The organism is Pseudomonas sp. Pseusp97, from assembly GCF_047304025.1.
Taxonomy (GTDB): Bacteria; Pseudomonadota; Gammaproteobacteria; order Pseudomonadales; family Pseudomonadaceae; genus Pseudomonas.
In genome coordinates, this window is record NZ_JBGLYK010000360.1 from 1 (window position 1) to 3430 (window position 3430).

At 66.4% G+C, this 3430-nt stretch carries 4 protein-coding genes; 1 reads left to right on the forward strand and 3 read right to left on the reverse strand.

The features are described 5' to 3' along the window. The first annotated feature begins 137 nt into the window (after positions 1-137). A complete protein-coding gene (locus tag ACCC94_RS28790) occupies positions 138-518 on the forward strand; it encodes a lysozyme inhibitor LprI family protein (protein ID WP_413352998.1) in 381 nt (126 codons plus the stop codon). Between the two features lie 150 nt (positions 519-668). Here the strand turns inward: ACCC94_RS28790 and ACCC94_RS28795 are convergent, their stop codons facing one another. The 3 genes from ACCC94_RS28795 to ACCC94_RS28805 form a co-directional block, all read right to left on the reverse strand. Then, complete coding sequence (locus ACCC94_RS28795; protein WP_413352999.1) at positions 669-1478, reverse strand: MOSC domain-containing protein; 810 nt, start codon at positions 1476-1478, stop codon at positions 669-671. A 269-nt stretch (positions 1479-1747) separates the two neighbouring features. Next, entirely contained in the window at positions 1748-2677 is a 930-nt protein-coding gene (locus ACCC94_RS28800) for a chemotaxis protein CheV (RefSeq protein WP_413353000.1), read from the reverse strand. Between the two features lie 113 nt (positions 2678-2790). Then, positions 2791-3430: YegS/Rv2252/BmrU family lipid kinase (locus ACCC94_RS28805; RefSeq protein ID WP_413353001.1), on the reverse strand; the 640-nt coding region annotated here is incomplete at its 5' end.

Genomic DNA, 3430 nt, shown 5'->3' on the forward strand with positions numbered 1-3430 from the left:
TTTATCTCGGGCCATATCCACACCGCCCCGCCCCCATTGGACCAGGGCCCACACCGCTTCTCCCACAAACTCTGACCCACCCCCCCCCCCGCCCCCCGCCGGGCGGTCTCCACTCCCTCAAGGAAAAGGAAATTCCCATGCGCAAGACCCTGCTTTCCGTCACTGTCCTGGCCGCCGGCCTGCTCAGCACGGAGCTGGCCCTGGCCGCCTGCGAGAAGCCGCGCAACGCCTTCGACAGCGTGTACTGCCTGAGCACCGAATACGCCCAGGTCGACCGCGAGCTGAACAATGAATTCGGCACCCTGCGCAAGATGCTCAACGACGGCCAGAAGGCCGCGCTGAAGAAGAGCCAGATCGCCTGGATCAAGGACCGCGACGCCCAGTGCAGCTACGAGCGCGACGGCGGCTACTTCGTCAACCTGCAGTGCGCCGTGGACAAGACCAACGAGCGCCTGAGCGTGCTGCGCGAGCGTGAGCGCGAGTGCCAGAGCACCGGTTGCGTAGACGCCAAGCTGTAAAGCGCTGACGGCGTACACACGTGAACGGTGTAGTTACCTGTAGGAGCGAGGGGGACGCCATCGTTATTGCTCGCGAACGCTTTCCGCGGATGTACCGGCGTCAAGCTGTTCGCGAGCAAGCTCGCTCCTACAAGTGTCCCGATGTCGCGCCTACTCCAGAACTTCCACATCCATGCCCACGCGCAGCTCTCCACCGTTCAGGGCAATGAGGTTCTGCCCGAACAGCGCTTCGCCATTGACGTTGCGATACCCCAGCAGGGTCGCCAGCGGCTCGCGGGCGGCATCGCGCTCGCCGGTGTGCGGGTCGATGGTGGTGAGGATGCAGCGCGAGCACGGCTTGGCCACCTTGAAGGTGACGTCGCCGATGCGGATGCGCTTCCAGCCGTCTTCGGCGAAAGGCTCGGCGCCGGTCACCACCAGGTTCGGGCGGAAGCGCGGCATTTCCAGCGGGCGACCGACCCTGGCCGACAGGTCATCCAGCGACCCCTGGCCGATCAGCAGCAGCGGGAAGCCGTCGGCGAAATGCACATGCTCGCCGGGCTCGGCGTAGGCGGTGTCGACCTGCCGGGCGCGCTGCTCGGGCATCTGCACCAGGCGCACGGCGCGACCCAGGAAGGTGCTCAGCCACTGGGCAGCGGCTTCGCCGGCGTCCGGCACCTGCAGCATGTCGCGCCAGATCAGCACGCCGCGCAGGTTGTCGTCCTGGCCGGGTACGTTCACCAGCAAGTCGTCCATGCCGGGCGCGCGCAGGCGCAGGGCGGCGAAATCGTCCTGCCAGCGCGCCTCGATGCGGCCCATCTGCGGCAGCAGGCGCTGAGTGAGGAAGCGGCCATTGGATGCCTCCACCACCAGCCAGCGTCGGTCCCCTTCCAGGCCCAGGGCGTCCAGGCGGACGGATTCCAGGGGTTCGAAGGCGGTGGACTTGACCGGGTAGCGGTAGAGCTCGCTCAGGCTGTACATCGGAAGCTTCCTTTCATGCAGGCGAAAGGGACCTTATACGGGGTGGAACGCTCGTCTAGCAATGAGGGCAGCTTCGTCGCGGGCATTGGCCACCTCAGCCGGAAGCTGACAGAGCGAGAGAGAAGCACTTCGCGGAGAAGCTCCGCTCCTACAGAAGCGGCACCGGGCGTCCCCTGTAGGAGCGAGCTTGCTCGCGAACCGCCCCATGCCGATGCGTCAGGCGAAAAGCATTCGCGAGCAAGCTCGCTCCTACAAGGTAAGGGCGTGGGTCAGGCGGGGACTTTCTGCAACCGCCGACGCACCACCTCCACCAACTGGTCCGGCTGGAACTTGGAAAGGAAATCGTCGCAGCCGACCTTCTTCACCATGGCGTCGTTGAAGCTGCCTGACAACGAGGTGTGCAGCACCACGTAGAGGTCACGCAGGCGCGGGTCGTTGCGGATCTCGGTGGTCAGCCGGTAGCCGTCCATCTCCGGCATCTCGGCGTCGGTGAAGACCATCAGCAGCTTCTCGTCCATGTCCGCGCCCTCGTCCGCCCAGCGCTTGAGCTGATTGAGCGCGCGCAGGCCGTCGGTGGCCACGTGCAGGCGCAGGCCGAGCTGCCCGAGAGTGTCACGCAGCTGGGAGATCGCGACGCTGGAGTCATCCACCACCAGCACTTCGCGGCCACGGGTCTGGCTGAGCAACTTGTCGTCCAGCCGCTCGCTGGACACACGGGTGTTCATCGGCACGATCTCGGCCAGCACCTTCTCCACGTCGATGATCTCCACCAGGCGGTCGTCCACCTTGGTGATCGCGGTCAGGTAGTGCTGGCGCCCGGCGCCACCGGGCGGCGGCTGGATCGATTCCCAGTTGAGGTTGAGGATGCGCTCCACCCCACCCACCAGGAAGGCCTGCACCGAGCGGTTGTACTCGGTGACGATGATGGTGCTGCTGGCATCCGGGGTCAGCGCGCGCATGCCGATGGCCCGCGACAGGTCGATCACCGGCAGGGTCTGCCCGCGCAGGTTGATCACCCCGCAGATCATCGGGTGACGCTGCGGGATCAGGGTCAGGCGCGGCAGTTGCAGCACTTCCTGCACCTTGAACACGTTGATCGCGAACTGCTGCCGCCCGGCCAGGCGGAAGACCAGGATTTCCAGGCGGTTCTCGCCTACCAGTTGGGTGCGTTGATCGACAGTGTCGAGAATACCGGCCATGCCTGCTCCAGATTCGGAATGAGTCTTGCGGGAAAGCTATCGGCCATCCGTTTGGAAACAAGATGCTGGCCGAGAGCCATCATGCACGACTTGCGCAGTCGCGGCCAGACCGCTCAGCTGCTCGCGCCCATGAGCCGCTGGGTCGACGAGAGCAACGGCGAGTCCGCCGGCAGGTGCATGGAGATCGCCGACGGACGCACCTCGAAGCGCAGCTTGCGGCCTTCCAGGGGCTCGCCATCGAGGTTGACGTCCAGTCCTTCGCGGGCCTCGACCTCCACCCACGGCAGGCGCGCACGGACGAACAGGTCCTGGGTGCCAAGCCCACCGCCCAGCAGCGCGCCGAGGGTGCCGACCATGTCCTGCGGCGTTGGCAGGATGCTCACGTCCAGCAATCCGTCGTCCGCCGTCGCCTGGGGACAGAGCATGTGCCCGCCGCCCGCCTGCCGGCCGTTGCCGATGCCCAGTGCGAGGAATTCGCCCTCCCAACTGAAATCCGGGCCGCTGAAACGGCCCTGCGCGGCATGCACTTCGGAGAAGCGCGTCAGCCCGGTGAGCAGGTAAGCCGCGCCGCCGAGCAGCTTTTTCAGGTCTTCGGGTGTATTGGCCGTGACCTTGGAGCCGAAGCCGCCGGTGGCCATGTTGAGGAACATCTGCCCGTCCACCTCGCCCAGATCGATGGGCCGCGCCGGCACCTCCAGCAACGCCAGCGCGGCCGCCGGTTCCAGCGGCACCCCGGCGGCACGGGCGAAGTCG

What these genes read in the sequence shown, in the direction of transcription:
- ACCC94_RS28790 (WP_413352998.1), top strand. Translation starts at nt 138, where the DNA reads ATGCGCAAGACCCTGCTTTCCGTCACTGTCCTGGCCGCCGGCCTGCTC.
- ACCC94_RS28795 (WP_413352999.1), bottom strand. Translation starts at nt 1,478, where the DNA reads ATGTACAGCCTGAGCGAGCTCTACCGCTACCCGGTCAAGTCCACCGCC.
- ACCC94_RS28800 (WP_413353000.1), bottom strand. Translation starts at nt 2,677, where the DNA reads ATGGCCGGTATTCTCGACACTGTCGATCAACGCACCCAACTGGTAGGC.